The sequence below is a fragment of the Pseudomonas sp. 13B_3.2_Bac1 genome (genome assembly GCF_025466205.1).
Classification (GTDB): Bacteria; Pseudomonadota; Gammaproteobacteria; order Pseudomonadales; family Pseudomonadaceae; genus Aquipseudomonas; species Aquipseudomonas fluorescens_H.
Genome location: NZ_JANLOG010000034.1, coordinates 27,850 through 47,792, shown reverse-complemented (window position 1 = coordinate 47,792; position 19,943 = coordinate 27,850). Strand labels below are relative to the sequence as shown.

Below are 19,943 nucleotides of genomic sequence, written 5' to 3'. Positions count from 1 at the left end.
TGCGCTGTGAGCATCAATCTACCGCTGCCACTGCTCGGTGAAATGGCGATCTTCGTCAAGGTCGTAGAGACCGGCAGTTTCTCCGAGGCTGCCCGCCAACTCGGTTCGTCGCCGTCGGCGATCAGTCGCAGCATTTCCCGGCTGGAAAAGGCCCTGGCCACGCGTTTGCTGCAGCGCACCACCCGCAAATTGCGCTTGAGTGACGGTGGCGAGGAAGTGTTCAAGCGCTGTCAGGAGATGGTCAGCGCCGCCAAATCGGTGATGGAGATCAGCGGGCAGTTCACCCATGAGGCAGAAGGGCTGGTGCGGGTCAGTGTGCCGAAAGCGGTCGGGCGTTTCGTGATTCATCCGCACATGCCCGAGTTTCTGCGGCGTTATCCCAAGGTCGATGTCGAGTTGCTGCTGGAAGACCGGCAGGTTGATTTGATTGACGATCATGTCGATCTGGCGATTCGCATCACTGATCGACCACCGGCCGGGCTGGTCGGGCGGCAGTTGCTGACCATCGACCATTTGCTCTGCGCCACTCCGCAATACCTGGCCGAACACGGCACGCCGACCCATCCGCATGACCTGCTTGATCACAGTTGCATCTATCTGGGGGAAACCCCGAGCGATGCACGCTGGAAATTCAAGAAGGGCAGTAAAGCGGTGACCGTCGGCGTGCGTGGCCGCTATGCCGCCAACCATACCGGCGTGCGGCTGGGAGCAGTGTTGCAGCACATCGGTATCGGCAGCCTGCCGTACTTCACCGCGCGTTATGCGCTGGAGCAGAAGTTGATTGTGCAGGTGCTGCCGGAATGGACGTTCCTGGCTTCGTATCACGGTGGGCTGTGGTTGCTGCATTCGCCGACGCGTTACCTGCCGCCGAAGCTGCGGGTATTCATCGATTATCTGGTGGAGTGCCTGGAGAAGGAGCCGACGTTGAGCAAGCCGGGGAAGGCGGGGGCGCCGAATAATCTGGCGATGGCGTATGAATTACCGGAGAGCGAGGGGCTGCTTTAAAAGCAAAAGATCGCAGCCTGCGGCAGCTCCTACATTGAACGTGCGTACACGAGATCTGTGTAGGAGCTGCCGCAGGCTGCGATCTTTTGATCTTCAAACCATTAAATCAGTGCTTGCTGTCCTGAGCAGACATCGCCATCAGCTGTTTTTCCTGATTCCAGTCGAACGGTTCGTCGTTCTGTTCGGCTTCGTAGCGACGTTCTTCCAGTGCCTGATACAGATCGATTTCTTCATCAGACAGATAGTGCAGGCAGTCGCCGGCGAAGAACCAGAGCAGATCCCGTGGAATCAGGTGGGCAATTTGCGGATAACGGGTAATCACTTGGGTCAGGATGTCCTGGCCCAGGTACTGGCTTTCGATCGGGTCGATCGGCAGGGACGCCAGCAGTTCGTCGAAGCGCTCCAGGAACAAGGCATGGCTTTCTTCGGGAACCTGTTCGGCCTCACCTACGGCGACCAGGATACTGCGCAGATGGTCGAGCAAAACAAGATGATCGGCAACGACGTTGGACACGAGATAAGTCCTCAAGAGCAAAACGGGCGCGGGAGTATAAAGCTCTCGCGCCCGTTTTTCATAAATAAACAGCTACACGGTCGTCAGTATCAGCGGACTTTACCCTCAGCCAGCTTCAGCTCTTCCTTGTCGAAATCATCGACGTCGATCACCTTGCGCCGTGCCGCTTCGGCATCGCGCAGGGTCTGCGCTTCCGCCGCTTGCAACACCCCGGCCTCCAGCGCAGCGTCGATGGCGTGTTCGCCAGCCACCGGTTTGACCTGACCGCTTTTCAGTGCCGTGTGCAGTTTCTTGTGCAGCGGTTGCGCGGCAGTCAGCAGATCGCTGGCGTGTTGCAGGGCACCGACGGCATCGTCGGCAGACTGCGGGCGATAGCAGCCGGCGAGCAATTCTTCGAGGGTCGGATCGCCTTTGGCGCGACCGATCACCGCTGCCACTTCGGCGCCCAGTTTGTCCGAAGGGCCTTTGTGGCGACGACCGAACGGGAACACGATTACTCGCAACAGATAGCCGAACACTTTGTTCGGGAAGTTGCTCAGCAGTTCATCCAGCGCTCGTTCCGACTGACCGAGGCTTTCTTCCATGGCCCAACGGAACAACGGCTCCATATGCGCCGGCGAATCCAGGTCGTGATAACGCTTGAGCGCGGCCGAGGCCAGATACAGGTTGCTCAATACATCGCCCAGACGCGCGGACAGGCGTTCGCGACGTTTCAGTTCGCCGCCCAGCAACATCATGCTGAAGTCGGCGAGCATGGCAAATGCTGCGGCCTGACGGTTGAGTGCGCGGAAGTAGCCCTGACTGATCTTGTCCCCAGGCGCATGTTCGAGGTGGCCGAAGCCCAGGTTCAGCACCAGGGTGCTGGCCGCGTTGCCAACGGCAAAGCCGATGTGCTTGAGCAGCAGGCCATCGAACTCTTTCAGTGCCTGGTCCTTGTCCTCGCGGCCGGCGAGGGCCATTTCCTTGAGGACGAAAGGATGGCAGCGGATCGCGCCCTGACCGAAGATCATCAAGTTGCGCGAGAGGATGTTCGCGCCTTCCACGGTGATGAAGATCGGCGCGCCGTTCCAGCTACGACCGAGGTAATTTTTCGGCCCCATGATGATCGCCTTGCCGCCGTGCACATCCATGGCGTGGCTGATGCACTCGCGGCCGCGTTCGGTCAGGTGGTACTTGAGGATCGCCGACAGCACCGACGGTTTCTCACCCAGATCCACCGCGTTGGCAGTCAGCATGCGCGCCGCGTCCATCATCCAGGCGTTGCCGCCGATGCGCGCCATCGCTTCCTGAATGCCTTCGAAGGCCGACAGCGGGACGTTGAACTGTTCACGAATCTGCGCGTACTGACCGGTCACCAGGCTGGTGAACTTGGCCGCGCCAGTGCCGACTGCAGGCAGCGAAATCGAACGCCCGACGGACAGGCAGTTCATCAGCATCATCCAGCCCTTGCCGAGCATTTCCTGGCCGCCGATGAGGAAGTCCAGCGGAATGAACACGTCTTTGCCCGAGTTCGGGCCGTTCATGAAAGCGGCACCCAGTGGCAGGTGACGACGACCGATTTGCACGCCGGCGGTATCGGTAGGAATCAGCGCCAGGCTGATACCGAGGTCTTCCTTGTCGCCCAGCAGATGCTCCGGGTCGTAGGCCTTGAAGGCCAGGCCCAGCAGGGTCGCGACCGGGCCGAGGGTGATGTAGCGTTTTTCCCAGTTCAGGCGCAGGCCGATGACTTCCTGGCCTTCCCATTCACCTTTGCAGATGATCCCGGTGTCCGGCATGGCGCCGGCATCGGAGCCGGCCAGCGGGCCGGTGAGGGCGAAGCACGGAATGTCGTCGCCGCGGGCCAGCCGCGGCAGGTAGTGATTGCGTTGCTCGTCGGTGCCGTAATGCAGCAGCAGTTCGGCCGGGCCGAGGGAGTTGGGCACCATCACCGTCGAGGCGAGGTCGCCGCTGCGGGTCGCGAGTTTCATCGCCACTTGCGAGTGGGCGTAGGCGGAAAAGCCCTTGCCGCCGAACTCCTTGGGAATGATCAGGGCGAAGAAGCCGTGCTCCTTGATGTGGCTCCAGGCTTCGGGTGGCAGATCCATCGACTGGCCGATCTGCCAGTCAGTGACCATTGCGCAGAGTTCTTCGGTCGGACCGTCGATGAAGGCTTGTTCCTCTTCGCTCAGTTGCGCTTTCGGATAGGACAGCAGTTTGTCCCAGTCCGGACGTCCGCTGAACAGTTCACCGTCCCACCAGACGGTACCGGCATCGATCGCGTCGCGCTCGGTCTGCGACATCGGCGGCAGGGTTTTCTGGAACCAGTTGAACAGCGGCGCGGTGAAGTGTTTGCGGCGCAGGTCAGGCAGCAGCAAAGGCGCGGCAACCGCTGCGAGCACGACCCAGAACACCAACAGCAACCAGCCCGGAGCATGGCTGAAAATGCCCATCGCCAGCAGGTAAATGGCGACGATACCCAACGCGGGCAGGGGGGCGATGCGACGGTGGGCGAGGTACGCCACACCGACGATCAGAACCAGTATCCACAACAACAGCATATGTAATCCTCCGTGAACCAGGGCAAACCGACCCTCCAGAGCTTAGACGGCATCTGTAAAACGGGTTGGTCAGAACATGGTGATTGAACTTGTGGGAAACCCCGGATGGTTTTCGTAGGTTCGGTGGGCAACATCCGTGGGAAATCGTTCGCCGTTCCCGCGTCTTTGCGTCCATGTTTGGCCGAAACGTCGTTATCTCTGTGCTTGAGCTGTCGCTAGACTCGGGACTCACCCAGGAGAACATCGTCATGCGCGAGTATCTGAGTCCCGGCCGCTTCATCGATAGTGACCACCCGGCGGTGGTGGAGTTCGCCGAACAGCACCGGGGTGCCAGCCGCGACCCGCTCGCGCAGGCGATCAGTCTCTATTACGCCGTGCGTGAAGCGGTGCGCTACAACCCGTATACCTTCAGCCTCGACCCGCAGACCTTGTGTGGCAGTTACGCGCTGGGGGCCGGGGAAAGTTATTGCGTGCCCAAGGCCACTTTGCTCGCCGGGTGTGCGCGGCATTGCGGCATTCCCGCGCGCATTGGTCTGGCCGACGTCAGGAATCACCTGTCGACCCCGCGTTTGCTGGAGCTGTTGCGCAGCGATGTGTTCGCCATGCACGGCTACACCGAGTTGTTTCTCAACGAGCGCTGGGTCAAGGCCACACCGGCTTTCAACCAGAAGCTCTGCGAATTGTTCAACGTTGCGCCGCTGGAGTTCGACGGGATCAACGACAGCGTTTTCCACCCGTATAACCGTGATGGCGCGCTGCTGATGGAATATCTGGTCGATCACGGCCAGTTCGCCGATGTGCCGGAGCGATTCTTTTTCGAACACCTGGAAAAGTGCTACCCGCATCTGTTCGGCGAACACGGGGCGACGGTGCTGGGCGATCTGCAGAGTGATTTGAGCCGTGCCTGATCCGGCGTATGCTGCTTGCCCACGCATTGGAAAAGAGGCGGTCATGCTGAAGATCTGGGGACGGAAAAACTCATCGAATGTCAGGAAACCACTGTGGGCCGCCGAAGAGCTTGGCCTGGCCTACGAGGCGATTGACGCCGGTGGTGCCTTCGGTGTGGTAGACACGCCCGAATATCGGGCGATGAACCCGAACGGTCGGATACCAGTGATCGAGGACGACGGCTTCGTGCTGTGGGAATCCAACGCCATCGTGCGTTATCTGCTGGCCAAACATGCGCCAGACACTGCGTGGTACTCGGCAGACCCGCAGGCCCGGGCCATCGCGGACAAGTGGATGGACTGGACCACCTCCAGTTTTGCCGGACCGTTTCGCACGGTGTTCTGGGGCGTATTGCGCACACCGGCAGACAAGCAGGACTGGCCGGCGATCAACGCGGCGATCAAGGAGTGCACAGCGCTGCTGTCCATGGCCGATCAGGCCCTCGCCCGCCAGCCGTATCTGTCCGGCAGCGATATCGGCATGGGCGATATTCCGCTGGGCAGTTTCATTTATGCCTGGTTCGAGATGCCCATCGAGCGTGCCTCGCAGCCGCATCTGGAAGCCTGGTATGCACGGTTGAAGCAGCGTCCGGCGTATCAGAAAGCGGTCATGACCGCGTTGACTTGATAATAACTATCGACACACTTGACTGTACTTGTGTGGCGGCGGCAAGCACCATTGCGTTCACGCGCCGTGGTTGTTTTGTCCGCCGCCCGGCCCAATCTTTCCTCTTCTTCCCTTCTTGGTGCGTAAATCCGATATGAGTTCCGCTCTGTCCATCCGGCAGCTAACCAAAACCTACGGCAACGGGTTCCAGGCCTTGAGTGGTATCGATCTGGACGTCGCCGAAGGTGACTTTTTCGCCTTGCTCGGCCCTAACGGCGCTGGCAAATCCACGACCATCGGCATTCTCTCGACCCTGGTCAACAAGACCAGCGGCACGGTGAACATCTTCGGTCACGACCTGGACAAGAACCCCGCCGCGCTCAAGCGCTCGATCGGCGTGGTGCCCCAGGAGTTCAACTTCAACCAGTTCGAAAAGACTTTCGACATCGTCGTGACCCAGGCCGGTTACTACGGCATTCCGGCGAAAATCGCCAAGGAGCGCGCCGAACAGTACCTGACCCAGCTCGGCCTGTGGGACAAGCGCGATGTGCCCTCGCGCTCGCTGTCCGGCGGCATGAAGCGCCGACTGATGATCGCCCGCGCCCTGGTGCATGAGCCGCGCCTGCTGATCCTCGATGAGCCGACCGCTGGCGTCGACATCGAACTGCGTCGCTCGATGTGGACGTTCCTCACCGAGCTGAACCAGAAAGGCATCACCATCATCCTCACCACGCACTATCTGGAAGAGGCTGAGCAGCTGTGCCGCAACATCGGCATCATCGACCACGGCACCATTGTCGAGAACACCAGCATGAAACAGCTGCTGGGCCAGTTGCACGTCGAAACCTTCCTGCTGGATCTGAAAAACGACTTGAACGCCGCGCCGCAATTGCTCGGCTATCCCGCCCGGTTGCTCGATGGCCATACCCTGGAAGTCCAGGTCGACAAATCCATGGGTATCACCGCGCTGTTTACCCAGTTGGCGCAGCAGAACATCGAAGTGCTGAGCCTGCGTAACAAAACCAATCGCCTCGAGGAGCTGTTCGTGTCTCTGGTAGAGAAGAATCTGTCGAAGGTGGCGGTATGAGTTCCGAGTTCCGTCCCAACCTCGTCGCCCTCAATACCATCGTGTATCGGGAAGTCCGCCGCTTTACCCGGATCTGGCCGCAGACGCTGCTGCCGCCGGCGATTACCATGGTTTTGTATTTCGTGATCTTCGGTAACCTGATTGGTCGGCAGATCGGCGACATGGGTGGCTTCACCTACATGGAGTACATCGTGCCGGGGCTGATCATGATGTCGGTGATCACCAACTCCTACGGCAACGTGGTGTCGAGCTTCTTCGGCAGTAAGTTCCAGCGTTCCATCGAGGAACTGATGGTCTCGCCGGTGTCGCCGCACACCATCCTGATCGGCTACACCGTTGGCGGCGTGCTGCGTGGCTTGATGGTCGGGGTCATCGTGACGATCCTGTCGCTGTTTTTCACCCATCTGCAGGTGCATCACCTCGGCGTGACCTTGCTGGTGGTGATCCTGACCGCGACGATCTTCTCGCTGCTGGGCTTCATCAACGCGGTGTTTGCGCGCAACTTCGATGACATTTCGATCATCCCGACGTTTGTGCTGACCCCGCTGACCTACCTCGGTGGCGTGTTCTACTCGATCACCTTGCTGCCGCCGTTCTGGCAGACCGTGTCGCTGGCCAACCCGGTGCTGCACATGGTCAACGCATTCCGTTACGGCATTCTTGGCGTGTCGGATATCCGGATCGGCATCGCGATCACCTTCATGCTGGTGGCGACGGTGGTGTTGTATCTCGGTTGTGCGCGGTTGCTGGTGAGTGGGCGCGGGATGCGGACCTGATCCAGTGTGGGAGCGAGCCTGCTCGCGAATGCAGACAACACAAAACTAAACGGCCTCCCACTGCGGAGGCCGTTTTGCATTCAGCGCATGCGGTTTTTCTTGCGCCGCGCCCATTGCCGCGCCACCCACCAGCGCCAATAGAGCATCACCGTGAAGTAGGCGAGGATGCCGAGTAGCAGTCCGCATACCACCGACCCCAGCAAAAACGGCTGCCACATGGTCGAGAGCTCTCCGCTGACCCATTCCCAGGTCAACGAATCGGGCAGGGTACGGGCAGGCACATTCATCAACCAGGCCCCGGCCTGATAAGTGCAGAAAAATACCGCCGGCATGGTGATCGGGTTGGTCAGCCACACGAGGCTGACGGCAATCGGCATATTGCCGCGCACGGTGATCGCCAGTGCGGCGGCTACCAGCATCTGCGCCGGAATCGGCAGGAACGCGGCGAACAGGCCGACGGCCATCGCCCGGGCCACCGAGTGACGATTGAGGTGCCAGAGGTTCGGGTCATGCAGCAACTTGCCGAGAAAGCGTAAGGATTTGTGTTCCCTGATGCTCGTCGGGTCGGGCATGTAACGTTTGAATAAGCGCCGGGGCATAAGGCTTCTCGGTCGGTTAAGGCGGCAAGTATGTCTGGATTCTACGAAGCGCCCATTCAGACTTTGTGACAATTGTTGACGACGCTTGTGCTCCACGCCAGCTAAGCCTAGTGAGGGGACTCTCAAGGACAGGCTTATGCGCACAGGGATGATGGCGCTGGCAGCCGGTTTGCTGGTTGCAGGTTTTTTGCCGGTTTTACCGCCGGTCGGGTTGATGATGTTGTTGCCCATGGTGGGGCTGATGTTGCTGCCGTTTCGCAGCTATCCCTTGGCATTTCTGCTGTTCGGTTTCACTTGGGCTTGCGTCAGTGCGCAGTGGGCGCTGGATGAGCGATTACCGGCGCAACTTGACGGTGAAACCCGCTGGGTCGAGGGGCGGGTGGTCGGCTTGCCGCAAACCAGCGAGGGCGTGGTGCGTTTCGAGTTGGCCGATGCCCGCTCGCGCCACGACAAGCTGCCGTCGTTGATGCGTCTGGCGTGGTACGCCGGGCCAGCGGTCAAAAGTGGCGAGCGCTGGCGTCTGGCAGTGAAACTCAAGCGCCCCGGCGGTTTGCTCAATCCCGATGCCTTCGATTACGAAGCCTGGCTGCTGGCGCAACGCATCGGCGCGACGGGTACGATCAAGGATGGTCAGCGCCTTGCCGAGGCAAACTGGGCGTGGCGCGACGGCATTCGCCAGCGCTTGCTGGCAGTCGATGCACAAGGGCGGGCTGGTGCATTGGCGGCGCTGGTGCTGGGTGATGGCTCCGGGCTCAGTCGCGAGGACTGGCAGATCCTGCAGGACACCGGCACCGTGCATCTGCTGGTGATTTCCGGCCAACACATCGGGATGTTGGCGGCGGTGATGTATCTGCTGGTCGCCGGGTTGGCGCGCTACGGCTGGTGGCCGCTGCGTTGGCCCTGGCTGCCATGGGCCTGCGGGCTGGCGTTTGCCGCGGCGCTCGGTTACGGCTTGCTTGCCGGGTTTGATGTGCCGGTGCAACGGGCCTGTGTGATGGTCGGGCTGGTACTGCTGTGGCGTCTGCGATTTCGCCATCTCGGCGCGTGGTGGCCGCTGTTACTGGCGTTGAATGCGGTGCTGTTGCTCGACCCGTTGGCCAGTTTGCGTCCCGGTCTATGGTTGTCGTTCGCCGCTGTGGGGATTTTGATTTTCACCTTCGGTGGTCGACTCGGTGCGTGGAAATGGTGGCAGACCTGGACGCGGGCGCAATGGCTGATCGCGCTGGGTCTGTGCCCGGTGCTGCTGGCGCTGAATCTGCCGATCAGCCTCAGCGGACCACTGGCGAATCTGTTGGCGGTGCCGTGGGTAAGCCTGTTGGTGCTGCCACCGGCGCTGCTCGGCACGCTGTTGTTGCCGGTGCCTTATGTCGGTGCGGGGTTGCTGTGGCTGGCGGGTGGCTTGATCGACTGGCTGTTTCGCGGCTTGTCGATGATTGCCGGGGCCTGGCCGGCGTGGATCTCGCCGTCGCTACCGTGGTGGGCGTTGTTGCTCGGCAGTCTCGGCGCCTTTTTGCTGCTGTTGCCGCGCGGAGTGCCATTACGACCGCTGGGCTGGCCGTTGCTGCTGATTCTGGTGGCGCCGCCTCGCGAGCGGGTGGCCGAGGGGCTGGCCGATGTCTGGCAGCTCGATGTCGGTCAGGGCCTGGCGATCCTGATCCGTACGCGTCATCACACGTTGCTCTACGACGCCGGTCCACGCTTCGGCGATTTCGATCTGGGCGAGCGAGTGGTGCTCCCGACGCTGCACAAACTGGGGGTCGAGCGCATCGATCTGATGCTGCTCAGTCATGCCGACGCCGACCATGCCGGTGGTGCGCTGGCGGTATCGCGGGGCTTGAAAGTGACGCGGGTGATCAGCGGCGATCCGCCGGGCCTGCCCGCCATACTGCGGGCCGAGGCCTGTGACACCGGGCGGCAGTGGCAGTGGGACGGGGTCCGTTTTCAGCTGTGGCAATGGTCGGCCGCCAATGACAGCAATCAGCGCTCCTGTGTGTTGCAGATCGAGGCCAACGGCGAGCGTCTGCTGCTGACCGGCGATATCGACATCGCCGCCGAACGGGTTCTGCTCGACAGTCCGCTGGCCGTGCCGACGCACTGGCTGCAGGCGCCGCACCATGGCAGTCGCAGTTCCTCCTCGATGGCGCTGCTTCGGGCATTGAAGCCGCATTCGGTGCTGATCTCCCGGGGGCAGGGCAATTCGTTCGGTCATCCGCACCCGCTGGTGCTCGCGCGTTATCGTCAGCAAGGGCTGCGCATCTACGACAGCGCGCAGCACGGCGCCATTCAGCTGCGCCTGGGCAGCTTTCAGGCGCCGTGGCTGATGCGTCAACAACGGCGTTTCTGGCGTTGAAACACCATTGATCGCGGGATCGCCGAATGTGGCATCAGGTCGTCGGGGCATCGGGTCTTAATCGCCAACCGGTATGGTAAAGTGGCGCACTTTTTCGAGGGGACTGTCACTGTGTGGGAATTGGTCAAATCCGGCGGCTGGATGATGTTGCCGATCATTCTGAGTTCCATCGCGGCCATGGCGATTGTCGCCGAGCGGCTGTGGACCCTGCGCGCCAGCCGCGTCACCCCCGAGCATCTGCTGGGTCAGGTCTGGGTCTGGATCAAGGACAAGCAGCTCAATAAAGAAAAACTCAAGGAACTGCGCGCCAATTCGCCGCTGGGTGAAATCCTCGCCGCGGGCCTGGCCAACTCCAAGCATGGTCGCGAGATCATGAAGGAATGCATCGAAGAAGCCGCCGCGCGGGTGATTCACGAGCTCGAACGCTACGTCAACGCGCTGGGCACGATTGCCGCCATGTCGCCGTTGCTGGGCCTGTTGGGCACGGTACTGGGCATGATCGACATTTTCAGCGCCTTCACCGGCTCCGGCATGACCACCAACGCCTCGGTATTGGCCGGTGGTATCTCCAAGGCGCTGATCACCACGGCGGCGGGCCTGATGGTCGGTATTCCTTCGGTGTTCTTCCACCGTTTCCTGCAGCGCCGCATCGATGAGCTGGTGGTGGGCATGGAGCAGGAAGCGATCAAACTGGTCGAAGTGGTGCAGGGCGACCGTGACGTCGATCTGGCCGGGGACAAAGCGTGAAATTCCGTCGCAAACCCCGGGAAACGATCGACATCAACCTCGCGTCGCTGATCGACGTGGTGTTCATCCTGTTGCTGTTTTTCGTCGTGACCACCACCTTCACCCGCGAGACACAGTTGCGCGTCGATCTGCCGGAATCGGTCAGCGGTTCGCCCGCCGAAGACCAGCAGCTCAAGCAACTGGATGTCGCGATCAGCGCCGAAGGCGTGTTCTCGGTGAACAACAAGATTCTGCCGAAGAACGACCTGGCAACCCTGATGGAAGCCATGCAGAAAGAAGCCAACGGTGACACCAACATGCCGTTGTCGATCAGTGCCGACGGCAAGACCCAACATCAATCGGTGATCACCGCCATGGACGCGGCCGGCAAGCTCGGTTTCAGCCATCTGCGCATGACCACGGTCGAGGCGGCGCCCAAATCCTGATGAGCCTGTCCGATCGTTTGCTCGCCGCGTGGTATCAGGGGCATCCGGCCCTGACGCTGCTGCGGCCGCTGGAAATGCTCTACCGCCGCGTGGTGGTCAACAAGCGTCAGCGTTTTCTCGACGGTGAAGGCCAGATCTATCAGCCACCGGTGCCGTTGATCGTGGTCGGCAACATCACCGTCGGTGGCACCGGCAAGACGCCAATGATTTTGTGGCTGATCGAGCATTGCCGACGCGCCGGTCTGCGGGTTGGTGTGGTCAGCCGAGGTTATGGCGCCAAACCGCCGCAACTGCCGTGGCGGGTCTCCGCTGAGCAGAGCGCCGAGATCGCGGGCGACGAGCCGCTGTTGATCGTGCAGCGCACCGGCGTGCCACTGATGATCGACCCTGATCGCAGCGCGGCGGTCAAAGCCTTGCTCGCCAGTGAACCGCTGGACCTGATCCTGTCGGATGACGGCATGCAGCATTACCGCATGGCGCGGGATCTGGAGCTGGTGCTGATCGACGCCGCCCGTGGTTTGGGCAACCAGCGCTGCCTGCCGGCCGGTCCGTTGCGCGAGCCGATCGAACGCCTGCAAAGCGTCGATGGCGTGCTGTTCAACGGTGCCACTGCGGACCGCGAAGATGGCTTCGCGTTTCGCCTGCAAGCGACGGCGCTGGTCAATCTGCGCAGTGGCGAGCGCAAGCCGCTCGATCATTTTTCGCCTGGTCAAGCGGTGCACGCAGTGGCCGGGATCGGCAATCCGCAACGTTTCTTCAATACCCTCGAAGCGCTAGACTGGCGAGCAGTCCCCCATGCGTTTGCCGACCACGCCGAATACAGCGTGCAGGCCTTGAATTTCACACCGTCATTGCCGTTGGTGATGACCGAAAAGGACGCGGTGAAGTGCCGTGCCTTCGCAGCAGACGACTGGTGGTATCTGGCCGTCGATGCCGTGCCGTCACCGGCCTTCGTGGCCTGGTTCGACACCCAGTTGATGCGCCTGTTGCCCGATCGTCTTTTGCCTTAACTCTTTATCCAGGGAATGTTCATGGACACCAAATTGCTCGACATCCTCGCGTGCCCGGTCTGCAAAGGCCCGCTCAAGCTCAGCGCCGACAAGACCGAATTGATCAGCAAGGGCGCCGGCCTGGCCTATCCGATCCGCGACGGCATCCCGGTGATGCTCGAAAGCGAAGCGCGTACCCTGACCACTGACGAGCGTCTGGATAAATGACCACTGCTTTCACTGTTGTCATTCCGTCGCGTTACGCCTCGACCCGCCTGCCGGGCAAACCGCTGCTGGATATCGCCGGCAAGCCGATGATCCAGCATGTCTGGGAACAGGCGAGCAAAAGCAGCGCCAGCCGCGTGGTGGTCGCGACCGACGATGCGCGCATCGTCGAAGCCTGCAAGGCGTTCGGCGCTGAAGTGGTGCTGACCCGTGAAGATCACAATTCCGGCACCGATCGTCTGGCTGAAGTCGCCGCCAAGCTGGGCCTCGAGCCTGACGCGATCGTGGTCAACGTGCAGGGTGACGAGCCGCTGATCCCGCCAAGCGTGATCGATCAGGTTGCCGCCAACCTCGCCGCCCACACCGAAGCGCGCATGGCCACCCTGGCCGAGCCGATCGAAGACGTCGAAACCCTGTTCAACCCGAACGTGGTCAAGGTCGTCAGCGACCTCAATGGTCTGGCGTTGACCTTCAGTCGCGCGACCTTGCCCTGGGCCCGCGATGCGTTCGCCAAAAATCGCCAGCAGTTGCCGGAAGGTGTGCCGTACCGTCGTCACATCGGCATTTATGCCTACCGCGCCGGGTTCCTTCAGGACTTCGTGAGCTGGGGCCCGTGCTGGCTGGAAAACACTGAATCCCTCGAACAACTGCGTGCTCTGTGGCACGGCGTGCGGATTCATGTGGCCGATGCGTTGATCGCGCCGCCGACCGGTGTCGACACCGCTGAAGATCTTGAGCGCGTTCGTCGCCTGCTGGAGGCCTGATGCGCGTTCTGTTCGTGTGCCTGGGCAACATTTGCCGCTCGCCCACCGCTGAAGGCGTGTTGCGCCGCAAACTGCGCGAAGCGGGGCTGGCGGATCAGGTCGAAGTGGCCTCCGCCGGCACCGGTGACTGGCACGTCGGCAATCCGCCGGACAAGCGCAGCCAGGCTGCGGCCAAGCTGCGTGGTTATGACCTGTCGGCGCAACGTGCGCAGCAGGTCAGCCGTGCCGATTTCGCCAGTTATGACCTGATTCTGGCCATGGACAACAGCAACCTGCGCAACCTCAAGGCGCTGCAACCGTCCACCGGCAAGGCCGAGCTTGACCTGTTCCTGCGCCGTTATGCCGGTGTGGTCGATGAAGTGCCGGATCCGTACTACGACGGCGATCAGGGTTTCGAGCAGGTGCTGGATCTGATCGAAGCAGCCTGTGACCAACTGTTGATCGAAGTGAAGGGCCGGTTATGAGTTTGCAGGTGCAGCCCCAGATTTCGCTGAAACCGTTCAACAGTTTTGGTGTGGACGTGCGTGCGCAGTTGTTCGCCGAGGCCCACAGCGATGCCGACGTGCGCGAAGCCTTGGCCTATGCGACTGCCCATGACGTGCCATTGCTGGTGATCGGCGGCGGCAGCAACCTGCTGCTGACGGCTGATATCCCGGCGCTGGTGCTGCGCATGGCCAGCCGTGGCATTCGGCTGATCAGCGATGACGGCAGCCACGTGGTGATCGAGGCTGAAGCCGGCGAACCGTGGCATCCGTTCGTGCAACACACCTTGGCGCTGGGTTTTTCCGGTCTGGAAAACCTCAGTCTGATTCCCGGCACCGTTGGCGCGGCGCCGATGCAGAACATCGGTGCCTACGGCGTCGAGATCAAGGATGTGTTCGCCGGGCTGACCGCGCTGGATCGCCAGACCGGCGAGCTGCGCGACTTCAGCCTGGAAGAATGCAACTTCGCCTACCGCGACAGCCTGTTCAAGCAGCAGCCGGGGCGTTGGCTGATCCTGCGGGTGCGCTTCAAACTTGATCGAGTTGCCCACCTGCATCTGGAATACGGCCCGGTGCGTCAGCGCCTGACCGAGCAGGGCATCGAGCAACCAACGCCCACCGACGTCAGTCGCGCGATCTGCAGTATCCGCAGCGAAAAATTGCCGGATCCGGCGGTGCTCGGCAATGCCGGCAGTTTCTTCAAGAATCCGCTGGTGTCGGCGGCGCTGGTCGAGCAGATCAAGGCGCAGCACCCGGATCTGGTGGCCTATGCGCAAGCGGACGGGCAAATGAAGCTGGCCGCCGGCTGGTTGATCGAGCGCGCTGGCTGGAAGGGTTTCCGTGAGGCCGATGCTGGCGTGCATAAATTGCAGGCGCTGGTGCTGGTCAACTACGGCTCCGCGACCGGCCTGCAATTGCTCGATCTGGCGCAACGCATCCAGAAAGATATTGCCGAACGTTTCAATGTCGAGCTGGAAATGGAGCCGAACCGTTATTGAGGCTACGCTTTCCAGGCGCCATCCAAAGCCCTGCACTGAGCAAAAAGTGCAGGGCTTTTTTGTTAACGGTGGGTTAACTTAGCCAGCTAACGATAACCGTCATTTGCTCCACCAAAGGCCCGGTGCAGACGTTCGCGTCGGCACAAGAGAGCCTGTGCCAACTACATCTCAGTCAGCGATGACCCCGTGGCGAGGGAGCTTGCTCCCGCTGGGGCGCGTAGCGGCCCCGCTTTCAAGAAGGGCCTGCTACGCAGTCCAGCGGGAGCAAGCTCCCTCGCCACAGGATCAGTATTCAGCTTCACTGATGTGTATCGGCCGATTAGCCTGAGTCGATCTGCGTGAACCACCGCCAGTTCTGGCGGCAGATTGCTCGACCCCATAACCACCAAGAATATGCGGGCGTGCCCATGATTACCCTGAAACTCAATGGCCAGGATCACCCACTGGACGTCACCGAAGACATGCCGCTGCTCTGGGCAATCCGTGACGTCGCCGGATACAACGGCACCAAATTCGGCTGCGGCATGGGCCTGTGCGGCGCCTGTACCATTCACATCGATGGCTTGCCGGCGCGCAGTTGTATCACGCCGATCGGTTCGGTGATCGGGCAGAACGTCACCACCATCGACAACCTGCACGCCGATCCGGTGGGGCAGGTGGTGCAGCAAGCCTGGCTCGACAGCGCCGTGGCGCAATGTGGTTTTTGTCAGGGTGGGCAGATCATGTCCGCCACCGCGTTGCTCAAGACCAACCCCAATCCGAGCGACGAGCAGATCGAAGAGGCAATGGTCGGCAACATTTGCAGGTGCGGCACTTACAACCGAATCAAGACCGCGATCCGCCAGGCCTCCACTAACTTGAAGGAGGCCAAGGCATGAGCCGCTTGCCGAATGATTTCGCCCTGAGCAATCTCAGCCGTCGCGGTTTTCTCAAAGGCGTCGGCGCCACGGGCGCATTGGTGCTGGCCGCGAGCTGGGGCTGGCAGGATGCGTTGGCTGAAGACAAACCGAAGAAGTTCGGTGCCGACGGCATGCCCAATGGCTGGATCGACGATCCCAAGGTCTACGTCAGCATTGCCGCGGATGGCACGGTCACCGTGGTCTGCAACCGTTCGGAAATGGGCCAGGGCGTGCGCACCAGTCTGAGCATGGTGGTCGCTGATGAACTGGACGCCGATTGGGCCAAAGTCAAAGTCCAGCAAGCGCCGGGTGACGAAGTACGTTTCGGCAACCAGGACACTGACGGTTCACGCAGCATGCGTCACTGGTATGAGCCGATGCGTCGTTGCGGCGCGGCGGCCCGGACCATGCTCGAACAAGCCGCTGCCGCGCAGTGGCAGGTGCCGGTGGGCGAGTGCCAGGCGCAGTTGCACAAAGTCCTGCATAAACCTTCCGGTCGCGAGCTGGGTTACGGCGAACTTGCCGCTGCAGCCAGTGCGCTGGCGGTGCCGGCCCGTGACAGCCTGCGCCTCAAGCAGCCGTCGGAGTTCCGCTACATCGGCAAGGAAGGCACCAAAGCCATCGACGGCGCCGACATCGTCAACGGGCGCGCGGTGTACGGCGCCGACGTGCATTTCGACGGCATGCTCTACGCGACCATCGCGCGTCCGGCGGTGTATGGCGGCAAGGTCAAGTCGCTGGATGACAGCGCAGCGCTGAAAGTCCCTGGCGTGCTGAAGGTCATGCAGATCGAAAGCCGCCCACTGCCTTCGGAATTCCAGCCACTGGGCGGTGTAGCGGTGATTGCCAGCAATACCTGGGCAGCGATCAAGGGTCGTGAGGCGCTGAAAATCGAGTGGGACGACGGCCCCAACGCCAGTTATGACTCGATCGCTTATCGCAAGGAACTGGAAGCGGCGTCGCGCAAACCCGGCAAAGTGGTGCGCAACACCGGCGATATCGACAAAGCCCTGAGCGGCGCCGCCAGCAGTCTCGAAGCGTCCTACTATCTGCCGCATCTGGCGCAGGCACCGATGGAGCCGATGGTCGCCATCGCCCGCTACGACAACGGCGTGTGTGAGGCGTGGGCGCCGAGTCAGGCGCCGCAGGTAACTCGCGAGCGCATCGCCGAGCGCCTCGGGCTGCCGTTCGACAATGTCACCTTTAATGTCACGCTGCTCGGTGGCGGTTTCGGCCGTAAATCCAAGCCGGATTTCGTCGTCGAAGCGGCGATCCTCGCCAAAGAGTTCCCCGGCAAAGCGGTGCGGGTGCAATGGACGCGCGAGGATGACATCCACAACTCGTATTTCCACACGGTGTCCGCCGAGTACCTGAAGGCCGCCGTTGGCAAGGACGGCATGCCCTCCGGCTGGCTGCATCGCACGGTGGCGCCGAGTATTACGGCGCTGTTCGCTCCGGGCATGAACCATGAGGCGGCGTTCGAACTGGGCATGGGCTTTACCAACATGGCCTACGCGATTCCCAACGTGCGTCTGGAAAACCCCGAAGCCACGGTGCACACCCGGGTCGGCTGGTATCGCTCGGTGTCGAACATTCCCCACGGCTTTGCGATCCAGAGTTTTGTCGATGAACTGGCGCACAAGGCCGGGGTTGATCCGCTGAAATACCAGATCAGGTTGCTCGGCCCGGATCGGCAGATCGACCCGCGTACCCTGAGTGAGGAGTGGAACTACGGCGAATCACCCGAGCGCTATCCGATCGACACCGGGCGCATGCGCACGGTATTGGAAACCGCCGCCAGGGCTGCCGGCTGGGGGCGCCAATTGCCCAAGGGCCGAGGCCTCGGTCTGGCGATGCATTACAGCTTCGTCACCTATGTGGCGGCGGTGATCGAAGTCGAGGTCAAGGACGACGGTACGCTGATCGTGCACAAGGCTGACATCGCCGTCGATTGCGGGCCGCAGATCAACCCTGAACGCATTCGCTCGCAGTTCGAGGGCGCATGCGTGATGGGCCTGGGCAACGCGGTGCTGGGTGAAATCAGCTTCAAGGACGGCAAGGTTCAGCAGGACAACTTCCATATGTACGAAGTGGCGCGCATGTCGCTGGCGCCGAAGGAAATCGCCGTGCATCTGGTGACGCCGCCGGGCGACGTGCCGTTGGGCGGTGTCGGTGAGCCGGGCGTGCCGCCAATTGCGCCGGCGCTGTGCAATGCGATCTTCGCCGCGACGGGCCAGCGCATCCGCAACTTGCCGGTGCGTTATCAGTTGCAGGGCTGGCAGAAGGCGCAGGCGTAATGGACAGCGTCGACCTCAACGTCCTGCGCAGCGTGCTCGAGTGGCGCCGCGCCGGGCAGCGAGTGGTGCTGTTCAGCGTGGTGCAGACCTGGGGCACCGCGCCCCGGGCACCCGGCGCGATGCTCGCGTTGCGCGAGGACGGCGTGGTGATCGGCTCGGTGTCGGGCGGTTGTGTCGAGGATGACCTGATCGCCCGCCTGCACGACGGGCGCATCGCCAGCGACGGCCCGCCGGTACAACTGATTACCTATGGCGTCACTCGCGAGGAGGCGGCGCGTTTCGGCTTGCCCTGTGGCGGCACGCTGCGTCTGACCGAGGAGCGGGTCGGTGATCCGGCGTGGGTCGCGGAGTTGCTGGCGCGTTGTGAAAACCATGAGATTGTCGCCCGTCAGCTGAACATCGAAAGCGGTGAGGTTGTGCTGTCGGCGGCGAGCAAATCCGATGTGCTCGAATTCGACGGCAAGACCCTGCGCGCCATTTATGGTCCGCGCTGGCGTCTGTTGTTGATCGGCGCCGGACAGCTGTCGCGTTACGTGGCGGACATGGCGCGGCTGCTGGAATTCGAGGTGCTGATCTGCGATCCGCGTACCGAGTTCGTCTACGGCTGGGAAGAGCACCACGGTCGCTTTGTCCCGGGCATGCCGGATGACGCGGTGTTGAACATACAGACAGACGAACGCACGGCGATTGTGGCGCTGACCCACGATCCACGCCTGGACGATATGGCGCTGCTCACCGCACTCGATTCGCCGGCCTTTTATGTCGGTGCACTCGGATCGCGGGTCAACAGTCAGAAGCGCCGGGACAATCTGGCTCAGTTGGGCTTGTCACCCGAGGCGATCAACCGTTTGCACGGGCCGATCGGTTTGCACATCGGCAGCCATTCACCGGCGGAGATTGCCCTGTCGTTGTTGGCGGAGATCGTCGCGATCAAGAACGGCGTCGAGTTGAAACAGAAGAAAGTTGTGGAGGCGTCATGAGTCGATCCATCGCAGTGATTGTGCTGGCGGCGGGCGAGGGTAGTCGCTTTCGTCAGGTCGCGGGTGCGGACAAGGACAAGCTGTTGGCCGATTGCACCGGGCGTGATGGTGCGGTGCGTTCGGTGATCGAGCAGGTATTGCTGAATCTGCCGGCCGGTCTCGACAAGCGGGTGCTGGTCACCACCGAAGCGCGGCCGCAGGCGATGCGCATGGCTCAGGCCTATGGCTGTGAGGTGGTCTCGATTGATTCGACCGGGATGGGTGACAGCATTGCGGCGGGCGTTGCGGCTTGTCCGGAGGCGGATGGCTGGTTGATTGTGCTGGGGGATATGCCGTTTATTTTGCCGTCGAGTATTGAGCGGGTGGTGGCGGCAATGACCGATGACGCGGTTAGTGTGCCGGTGCAGGAGGGCGAGTTTGGGCATCCGGTGGGGTTTGGGCGTTCTTTTGGGCCGGCGTTGCAGGCGTTGAGTGGCGATCACGGGGCCAGACCGTTGTTCAAGCAGGGGCGGGTGGTTGAAGTGGTGGTGGATGATCCCGGGGTGTTGTGGGATATCGATGTGCCTGAGGCGTTGGTGTTCAAATAAAAGCCAGATCAAAAGATCGCAGCCTTCGGCAGCTCCTACATTTTGGATGTGATCACCTGTAGGAGCTGCCGAAGGCTGCGATCTTTTGATCTTCTAAATGGAATAAAAAAGCCCCGCCAGGTTTTCAC

At 61.6% G+C, this 19,943-nt stretch carries 20 protein-coding genes; 17 read left to right on the top strand and 3 right to left on the bottom strand.

The genetic code is table 11. The features are described from left to right. The first annotated feature begins 6 nt into the window (after window positions 1-6). Complete coding sequence (locus NTD85_RS05315) at window positions 7-1,005, top strand: LysR family transcriptional regulator (RefSeq protein ID WP_045122588.1); 999 nt, start codon at window positions 7-9, stop codon at window positions 1,003-1,005. A gap of 106 nt (window positions 1,006-1,111) precedes the next feature. On the opposite strand, the gene NTD85_RS05310 is transcribed toward NTD85_RS05315, so the two are convergent. Both NTD85_RS05310 and NTD85_RS05305 read right to left on the bottom strand, forming a co-directional pair. Then, window positions 1,112-1,519 (bottom strand): PA2817 family protein, encoded by a 408-nt coding sequence (locus NTD85_RS05310; RefSeq protein ID WP_003227100.1) that lies wholly within the window; start codon window positions 1,517-1,519, stop codon window positions 1,112-1,114. 89 nt (window positions 1,520-1,608) lie between these two features. Beyond that, the gene (locus NTD85_RS05305; RefSeq protein ID WP_262141614.1) at window positions 1,609-4,056 is read right to left on the bottom strand and encodes an acyl-CoA dehydrogenase; all 2,448 of its coding nucleotides are present in this window, start codon (window positions 4,054-4,056) and stop codon (window positions 1,609-1,611) included. A gap of 248 nt (window positions 4,057-4,304) precedes the next feature. Here NTD85_RS05305 and NTD85_RS05300 point away from each other — a divergent pair, with 248 nt between their 5' ends. The 4 genes from NTD85_RS05300 to NTD85_RS05285 all read left to right on the top strand — a co-directional run bounded on the left by NTD85_RS05300 (window position 4,305) and on the right by NTD85_RS05285 (window position 7,473). After that, window positions 4,305-4,964 carry a transglutaminase-like domain-containing protein gene (locus NTD85_RS05300; RefSeq protein WP_262141613.1) on the top strand — a complete coding sequence of 220 codons (660 nt, stop codon included), beginning with the start codon at window positions 4,305-4,307 and terminating at the stop codon, window positions 4,962-4,964. 43 nt (window positions 4,965-5,007) lie between these two features. Beyond that, window positions 5,008-5,631 carry a glutathione S-transferase family protein gene (locus NTD85_RS05295; protein WP_262141612.1) on the top strand — a complete coding sequence of 208 codons (624 nt, stop codon included), beginning with the start codon at window positions 5,008-5,010 and terminating at the stop codon, window positions 5,629-5,631. Between the two features lie 133 nt (window positions 5,632-5,764). After that, window positions 5,765-6,697 carry an ABC transporter ATP-binding protein gene (locus NTD85_RS05290; protein ID WP_003227092.1) on the top strand — a complete coding sequence of 311 codons (933 nt, stop codon included), beginning with the start codon at window positions 5,765-5,767 and terminating at the stop codon, window positions 6,695-6,697. After that, window positions 6,694-7,473, top strand: a complete 780-nt coding sequence (locus tag NTD85_RS05285) for an ABC transporter permease (protein WP_003227090.1) — start codon at window positions 6,694-6,696, stop codon at window positions 7,471-7,473. Before NTD85_RS05290 ends, NTD85_RS05285 begins: the two co-directional genes overlap by 4 nt. An 80-nt stretch (window positions 7,474-7,553) precedes the next feature. Here the strand turns inward: NTD85_RS05285 and NTD85_RS05280 are convergent, their stop codons facing one another. Beyond that, on the bottom strand, window positions 7,554-8,072 hold the full coding sequence (locus NTD85_RS05280) for a DUF2062 domain-containing protein (protein ID WP_003227088.1): 519 nt from the start codon (window positions 8,070-8,072) through the stop codon (window positions 7,554-7,556). Between the two features lie 136 nt (window positions 8,073-8,208). On the opposite strand from NTD85_RS05280, the gene NTD85_RS05275 reads away from it, so the two are divergent. The 12 genes from NTD85_RS05275 to NTD85_RS05220 all read left to right on the top strand — a co-directional run bounded on the left by NTD85_RS05275 (window position 8,209) and on the right by NTD85_RS05220 (window position 19,815). After that, the gene (locus tag NTD85_RS05275; protein ID WP_262141611.1) at window positions 8,209-10,422 is read left to right on the top strand and encodes a DNA internalization-related competence protein ComEC/Rec2; all 2,214 of its coding nucleotides are present in this window, start codon (window positions 8,209-8,211) and stop codon (window positions 10,420-10,422) included. Between the two features lie 111 nt (window positions 10,423-10,533). Beyond that, window positions 10,534-11,169, top strand: a complete 636-nt coding sequence (locus NTD85_RS05270; protein ID WP_003227083.1) for a MotA/TolQ/ExbB proton channel family protein — start codon at window positions 10,534-10,536, stop codon at window positions 11,167-11,169. Beyond that, window positions 11,166-11,594 (top strand): ExbD/TolR family protein, encoded by a 429-nt coding sequence (locus tag NTD85_RS05265; RefSeq protein ID WP_027612340.1) that lies wholly within the window; start codon window positions 11,166-11,168, stop codon window positions 11,592-11,594. The genes NTD85_RS05270 and NTD85_RS05265 overlap by 4 nt, the downstream gene beginning before the upstream one ends. Next, entirely contained in the window at window positions 11,594-12,604 is a 1,011-nt protein-coding gene (gene lpxK / locus NTD85_RS05260; protein WP_262141609.1) for a tetraacyldisaccharide 4'-kinase, read from the top strand. The genes NTD85_RS05265 and lpxK overlap by 1 nt, the downstream gene beginning before the upstream one ends. A gap of 21 nt (window positions 12,605-12,625) precedes the next feature. Next, window positions 12,626-12,811, top strand: coding sequence for a Trm112 family protein (locus NTD85_RS05255; protein ID WP_003179363.1), 186 nt, complete (start codon window positions 12,626-12,628; stop codon window positions 12,809-12,811). Beyond that, window positions 12,808-13,572, top strand: coding sequence for a 3-deoxy-manno-octulosonate cytidylyltransferase (kdsB, locus tag NTD85_RS05250; RefSeq protein WP_103522244.1), 765 nt, complete (start codon window positions 12,808-12,810; stop codon window positions 13,570-13,572). The genes NTD85_RS05255 and kdsB overlap by 4 nt, the downstream gene beginning before the upstream one ends. Beyond that, window positions 13,572-14,036, top strand: coding sequence for a low molecular weight protein-tyrosine-phosphatase (locus tag NTD85_RS05245; protein ID WP_103484744.1), 465 nt, complete (start codon window positions 13,572-13,574; stop codon window positions 14,034-14,036). The genes kdsB and NTD85_RS05245 overlap by 1 nt, the downstream gene beginning before the upstream one ends. Continuing rightward, window positions 14,033-15,052 carry a UDP-N-acetylmuramate dehydrogenase gene (gene murB / locus NTD85_RS05240; protein ID WP_262141608.1) on the top strand — a complete coding sequence of 340 codons (1,020 nt, stop codon included), beginning with the start codon at window positions 14,033-14,035 and terminating at the stop codon, window positions 15,050-15,052. Before NTD85_RS05245 ends, murB begins: the two co-directional genes overlap by 4 nt. 407 nt (window positions 15,053-15,459) lie before the next feature. Next, window positions 15,460-15,930 carry a (2Fe-2S)-binding protein gene (locus NTD85_RS05235; protein ID WP_262141607.1) on the top strand — a complete coding sequence of 157 codons (471 nt, stop codon included), beginning with the start codon at window positions 15,460-15,462 and terminating at the stop codon, window positions 15,928-15,930. Next, entirely contained in the window at window positions 15,927-18,248 is a 2,322-nt protein-coding gene (locus NTD85_RS05230; RefSeq protein ID WP_262141606.1) for a xanthine dehydrogenase family protein molybdopterin-binding subunit, read from the top strand. The genes NTD85_RS05235 and NTD85_RS05230 overlap by 4 nt, the downstream gene beginning before the upstream one ends. After that, window positions 18,248-19,228 (top strand): XdhC family protein, encoded by a 981-nt coding sequence (locus NTD85_RS05225; protein ID WP_262141605.1) that lies wholly within the window; start codon window positions 18,248-18,250, stop codon window positions 19,226-19,228. The genes NTD85_RS05230 and NTD85_RS05225 overlap by 1 nt, the downstream gene beginning before the upstream one ends. Beyond that, window positions 19,225-19,815, top strand: coding sequence for a nucleotidyltransferase family protein (locus NTD85_RS05220; protein ID WP_262141604.1), 591 nt, complete (start codon window positions 19,225-19,227; stop codon window positions 19,813-19,815). Before NTD85_RS05225 ends, NTD85_RS05220 begins: the two co-directional genes overlap by 4 nt. The last annotated feature ends 128 nt before the right edge of the window (window positions 19,816-19,943 follow it).